General features: G+C 38.5%; 4 protein-coding genes. All 4 read left to right on the top strand.

Annotated elements, in window-relative coordinates:
* Window positions 1–537 precede the first annotated feature (537 nt).
* Complete coding sequence (locus tag E5329_RS27740; protein ID WP_275443828.1) at window positions 538–3,309, top strand: hypothetical protein; 2,772 nt, start codon at window positions 538–540, stop codon at window positions 3,307–3,309.
* 119 nt (window positions 3,310–3,428) lie between these two features.
* On the top strand, window positions 3,429–3,764 hold the full coding sequence (locus E5329_RS27735; RefSeq protein ID WP_135992386.1) for a hypothetical protein: 336 nt from the start codon (window positions 3,429–3,431) through the stop codon (window positions 3,762–3,764).
* Complete coding sequence (locus E5329_RS27730) at window positions 3,764–3,946, top strand: hypothetical protein (RefSeq protein WP_135992385.1); 183 nt, start codon at window positions 3,764–3,766, stop codon at window positions 3,944–3,946. The genes E5329_RS27735 and E5329_RS27730 overlap by 1 nt, the downstream gene beginning before the upstream one ends.
* Before the next feature lie 401 nt (window positions 3,947–4,347).
* Window positions 4,348–6,698: phage tail tape measure protein (locus E5329_RS27725; RefSeq protein WP_135992384.1), on the top strand; the 2,351-nt coding region annotated here is incomplete at its 3' end.

The raw sequence follows: 6,698 nt of genomic DNA, 5'->3' as shown, positions 1-6,698 counted from the left end.
CCACTCAGAAATAAGCATTTTTTATTCCTCCCCGTCACTCCCATTCATATAACATGATTCTTTTCTGTTTCTTCATGGACTTTCCGAGACTACACAAATAGTACGATAGACAATAAAAAAATTCGGATGTGAAAGAAAGTAACATCCGAAATTATAAATTCAGAAATTCGTAACCTATAAACAATTGCATAGGACTCCCCATTATATTGATTGATTAAACAACTGAATAGAGAATATGTAGAAGAAGTAAGTAGTTGGATACAGATGTATGAACTTGGAGCAATCCCAAATGTGGGAATGGATGGAGAAGTAATAAGTATATGAATGATGATAAAGCAATCTGATTTTCCATAAAAGGATAATATCTCAGAATCCTAGAGGCGGAACCGAAACTTTCGGGTGGGATATGGTTTCGACTGGCTGATCCTGATTATATGGATTATGCGTTATAGTGTGGGATTTTTGGTTGGAGAAAAAGAGAATAGATAAGTGTAAGCGTTGTTGTGGATGATTTTTTGGGAAGTGGAGGGAATGTTGATGGGAAAAGAAAGTAAAAAGAGCCAGTCAATTAAAATTAAGAGCATACAGGCAAACAGTCTTTATGCTGTAAATAATTATGTGGAGGATGAAAGCGAAACAGGCAATAAAAAGCCATATCTTGATTTAGGGGAAGCGGTGATAAACAATAGCCTGTTTTCAGAATATATGATACATCATGCAGTAGCCGTAAATGGAAAAGGAAGAAGCAAAGATTTTATTGTTCTGAAGTTTGACTATGGCTTTAAAGGCGGGATGTCTGCAAAAGAATTAAGGGATTATTATTATGAGAACGGCGCAACAGTCATTTGGCCAGTATATGATAAGGAAGGGAATGTTGTAAAAGAAGAACCAATATATTATAAAATGCTCATGCGCAGCACAGGGAAGGCGAAAGAGGGGGACTGCATTTTTATCCGTGAAAATCTGCATAGTACGGCATTGAAATATATCACAATGGATTTGTGGGATAAGATGCCATATGAGAATGCAAAGATAGTTGAAATGTCAGCATATGCGCCATTAGTGACGGCAACTGCAATAGATTACATAACAATTCCTATGGAAAACATTTTGATAGTAAAGGACGAAGATGTATATGCCAGGGTTAATGCTGTTTCTGTAAAAACACATGATGTCCCATATGAAAGAAAGGTAATTGACTGGGATGCAACAGAAAAACTTATTAATGGTTATAACCTTACGTTTTATAAAAAGAAACGCAGAGAAAATCCAAAGCTCAAATGTATAAGAAAATCAAAGCCAGCATTAAAAGAATATGGCATAGTGGATTATCCTACAAAAACAAAAGTCTACTATAAAAAAGAATGTTATGTTGACAGGTCGGACGAAAAGGCAGAAGTTAAAAATACCTTATGGGATGGCATGGGCTGTATTGACGAATCCATATTCCCTAATAATATGGATGGTTTTATATATTGTAGGAGCCATTTCTTTAAATCATGCCTGTTTAGGGGGAACATACAGGAATATTTCAAAGATTACTATAAGGACAGGTATGAAACGGCCACAGTGACGGATATGTTTGGCAATGCCTTTCTGGCAAAAGATATAAAAGTTATCATCACGGAGAATTCAATCAAATGGATAAAATTCACGGATATAATGGGCGGTAGTGAAAAAGCGGCATATACATACTATAAACGATTTATGAAAAAGCATAAAGAAAGGTTTGCAATAGTAAAAACGGCACATGCAAGCAAATATGGTGATTTACAGAGAAGCTCTTACCAGATAAACAACAGCCTTCCATGTGTGGATAAAATTATTCTGGAGAGAATAGCAAAGGTAAGTATTGATTACTGCAATGCCTTGAAGTTAAGCCATAAAGCATTTATGAAACATCTGTCAGCCAATGCGGCAAAGAGGTACAGCATAAATAATGTGCTGCTTGCATTGGATGAATGGAATGATAATTTTAAATATACGGAATACTTCAAGGCGAAAAGGAATGGTATTATAAGCCGGTTTAAGAATGGGCGGTTGAAATTAGGGAAACTGCTGCAATATGGAGATAATCTTACCATATGCGGAAATATAATTGCATTATTGATGAAAGTTACAGGGCAGAATTTTTTGGAAGAACCGTGCTTTAAGCAGATCGGCAATGGCATCCAATGTTATACCACAAGATTTAAGGATGGGGAAAGGCTTGCGGGATTCCGCTCTCCGCATAACGCGCCAAATAATATAGTGCATTTGGTCAATACATACTCACAGGAGATTCAGAGGTATTTCCCGAAATTGGGAAATAATGTGATTGTGATTAATGGGATTGGCACAGACGTGCAGAGCCGTTTGAATGGGCAAGACCTGGACACAGATTCAGTTTATGTTACAAACCAGTCTGATATTGTAAATATTGCAGAACAGGCATACTTAAATTACCCGACTATCATTAATGATATTGAATTAAATGGAAGCAGCGAATACAAAAAGGACATGGAATCCTATGCGAAGATGGACAGTAAGATTTCTTCATCCCAATATGCTATTGGGGAAGCAAGCAATATCGCGCAATTAGCATTGAGTTATTATTATGACGGTGGCAGTAAGAGTAAGGAATTGGAAGATGTATTTATCATATGTTCTGTTTTGGCGCAGGTTGCAATTGATTCTGCAAAGCGTATGTTTGACATCAATGTAAACAGTGAATTGTCAAGGCTGAGTAACCTTACATGTATGCAGCCGGAAGATGGGAAGAAATATCCGGTTTTTTATGCCAAGGTACAGGAACAAAAGATGAAAGGTAAAAAGAAGAAGAAAGCAATTGATGAACCTGAAATAAGGGAATTTAACTGCCCAATGGAAATATTGTCTGATATCATTGAGGAGAATGTGATTGATTTAAGGAAATATAGAGAGTTGATACCATATACTTGTAATTTGAACACTGTTTTCCGATACCAGACTGACAGGAACAGGGACAGTAAGCAGTATAAGAAGGTAATTTCTATTGTACAGGAATATGACAGGGAAGTTAATAAGCTGGACATGTCAAAAAGTGATTATTCAAAGAATGTAGATAATTTATTTGATAACTGTATGATAAAGTTAAGAAATCTTACCATAAACAAGAGCACCATGTATTCATTAATTGCTTATGCGTTTGCTAATAATGGGGATGTACGGGACAGGATATTAACGGTGTTGTATGATAAAGATCCAAAAAAGTTCTTGTCATGTTTCAAAAAAACTGAAAAAAGTTCCGCAAAAGATACTGGAAGCGTTGATATTACTAAGGTTTCATAATTGCTATTAGAGGGAGGGGGTATGAACGAAACGTAAGTCTAGTAATACCCTTTCTCCCCAAAATATTCAAAACAAATTTTGGATATCATACTATTACGGCACAGGGGGAAGAACAGCATGTGGAAAAGGCTGTTTTGCATAGATTCCCCGTGCCAACGCAAAAACTGCTGCATATGGCAGTTCAATATAAATTCATTCCACTAATTCAATATTCAGGCTTTTATAGGTGTCACAGCTTATGGGAGCCATCGTGCATCAATTCCACGGGTGCACGTAAAAATCATTCAAAACAAATAACAGATGTAAAAAGCCCTGCTGCATATACTCCACTATATGTTTCAGGTCATCCAGGAGCGGAACTCCACAATCCGTTTCTGGATGGTACAAAAATTTTTTGTTTTTTAATGCACTTTTTTGTAAAGAATATTGCGGTAAAGCGAAGAAAGGAAACATAATGGAATTAAAAGAAAGAGTGAAAATGTTTATGAGTGACACAGGAGCAAAACTTAGTGTGTTTATTAGGAAAGTCCAAATAAGCCACACCTACTATTATGCATGGATGCGTGGGGAAGTGGAGCTTTCAGAAAATATGAGTAATCGTATTACGGCATACCTTGATGAAGTTTATGCAAAATAATTGCACTAACCAGATCCATAATTAAGCAGCCAAGTAAACCAAGCAAACATTTCTCAGGAATCCGGATTCTGAAAATGAAATTATAATTCTGAAAATCAAATAGTAACAGAAACCCAAAACAATAAAAATTATAGAAAACCAAAAAATAAGCAAAAAACAGTAAAAAATCATAAAAAAACGCTAAAAATTTGAAAAAATAAGCAAAAATTTTACGTTTTTTGGAAGAAGCGTAAAACATCAACATGATACAATACAATGAAAATTTAATATGGAACTAATGATAGCACAACAGTGGGATGGTGTAAAGAGAGAAAATATGTTTGCGTTTTGGATAGTGGAGAAGAATAGCAGGTAAAATGTGGAAATAATTATCAATACATATAGAAAAGAAAGGAAAATATATGGCAGAAAACTTTTTTCTTGATATTATAGCAGGTTTGCAGGAAGCGGCAAGCAAGGCGAAGCTGAACAGCGACATTAAGTCTATTCAGAAGCAGCTTGACAAATTGGCGCTGAGAGCGGAGATTGACCCAGATTCCATTTCAGGCATCCAGAAAAAGATGGAGAATATAAAAATCAAAGCCCAATTTGCTCCAGATGCCGTTGAGAACCTTGTAAAGCAGATAGAAGGGATTGAAAACACAAAAGTCATTCTTTCAAATATCGGCATAGACCAAGGGCAGACTGTGAAGGCAGGGAAGCGGATTGGAGAAGGGATAGACCGTGGGCTGTCTGCAAGCCTGAACAGCATAAAGCAGAGCATTTCAAATGTGATGAAAGAATTCAGCGGAAACAGGCTTAAAAGTTATGATTTATCCAAAATGTTCAATTTAAACAGGGCAGGGATTGACAGTTCTGTGTTGAAACAGGTGCGCGATATGACAAATGAGGTAAATTCATTGTCTATGGAAGTGCTGAAAACAGGATCGGATGCTTCCTGGGATGGGATCATACAGAAAATTAATTCGCTGTCAAAGGTGTTGAACCAGTTTGGGAAGAACAGGGATTTATCTTCATTCAAGGAATCGCTGGATGTATTAGATTATTTCCAAGGGAAAAAGATATTTGTTGGGAATAAGACAGAAGCATTGCAGAATACAGGCATGAGCGTTAAGGAACTGAATAACCAGTTTCGGAATTTAGGAGTTACACTGACGACAGTTTCAAACGGATCAACAAAACTTGATACGATTTGGACAGAATTATTCAATATATCCCCGGGATTACAGCAGTTTGAAACATTCGGCGATCAATTGAATGCCATTGTGAGCCATTTTAAGACAGCGAAAGAAGCCATGTATGGGCATGGGAATTTACAGCCGTTGAATGGGAATGAGGTTTCCGGCGCGTTAGCCGAATGGATGGGAAAATTAGACGAGGCGGCAAAAAAGATGGCTGTCTTAAAGGCAGAAGAAGCGGAAATTGAACAGCAGATTGCCAGGCAGTCTTCCAGTGCGGCGGAAAATGTTGTAAATAATGAGAAAAAGAAACAGGAAGCATACCAGCAGACGGCAAATGCGCAGAAGCAGACTGCAGACCAGACACGGCAGACAGGCGCGGCATACAAATCCATGGGAAATACGGCTTCCAATGCAATCAAGCGCGTTGAGACGGAACAGTCGAATATGGAAAAACAAAGCAAATCACTGTTTGCTTCTTTGAAAAATGGCATGTCCTTCTTGACTTATTGGACATCCCCAATGTTCCTGATGGTACAGGCGATTGCCAAAGTGAAACAGGCATTTGCCGAATTGAAAAGCGTGAACACTATCATGACAGAGATTTCAAAGGTTTCTGAAATGACTTCCCATGAATTGAAGAAACTAGGGGACAGCGCATTTGAAGCGGCAAGCAAATATGGCAAGAAAGCGTCCGATTACCTTACTGGCATCCAGGAATTTTCGAGGGCTGGCTTCCGTGGGCAAGACGCTGAAAACATGGCAGAGTTAAGTGTTCTTACCCAGGCGGCAGGGGATATAGACAATGATTTATCAGACCAATATTTAATAGCCACAAATGCGGCATATAAATTGAATGGAGAGGCAAATAAGCTCAATGAGATCCTTGACGGGCAGAATTATATCGCGAACAATAACGCAGCCAGTATGGAACACATGGCTCGCGCAACAAAAGTGGCCGCATCACAGGCGGCAAGTTCTGGAGTGGCAGTGGAGGAATTAAGTGCAGCCATAGGGACAATGGTCGCAGTAACACAGGATAGCGGGGATGTTGCTGGCCGTGCTTTTAAGGCGATTCTTATGAATCTCCAACAAGTGTCTGGAGAATTGGATGACGGAGAAGTTATTGACGAAGAATCCCTGACAAAATATGAGAAAGCATGTAATGATTTAGGGGTTTCACTGAAAGAAGTTAAGAATGGCGTGGTAAGCCTCCGTGAACCAATGCAGATACTCAAAGAGCTGTCAGAAGCATATACATCTCTGGATAAAATGGATGCGCGCAGGGCAAACCTTATCAGCGCAATCGGCGGCAAGCACCGTGGGAACCAGCTGAATGCTTTGCTGGAGAACTGGTCGACTTATGAGAAGATGCTTGTAGACTACTCGGATGGCTCCGGCAGCGCAATGAATGAAGCTATGAAATCCGCAAATAACTGGGAAGGATCTTTAAACAGGCTCCATAACACCTGGGTAAAGACAGTCCAAAATATAGCTGGTTCAGACGCAATCATTACTATTATTGTCTGTATAATGGGGTTAAAACCCTCGCCTTTAGGCGAAACCTTTAGGTA

Origin of the sequence: Petralouisia muris, from assembly GCF_004793545.1 — a bacterium.
Taxonomy (GTDB): domain Bacteria; phylum Bacillota; class Clostridia; order Lachnospirales; family Lachnospiraceae; genus Petralouisia; species Petralouisia muris.
This window is presented reverse-complemented; position numbering and strand designations above follow the sequence as displayed.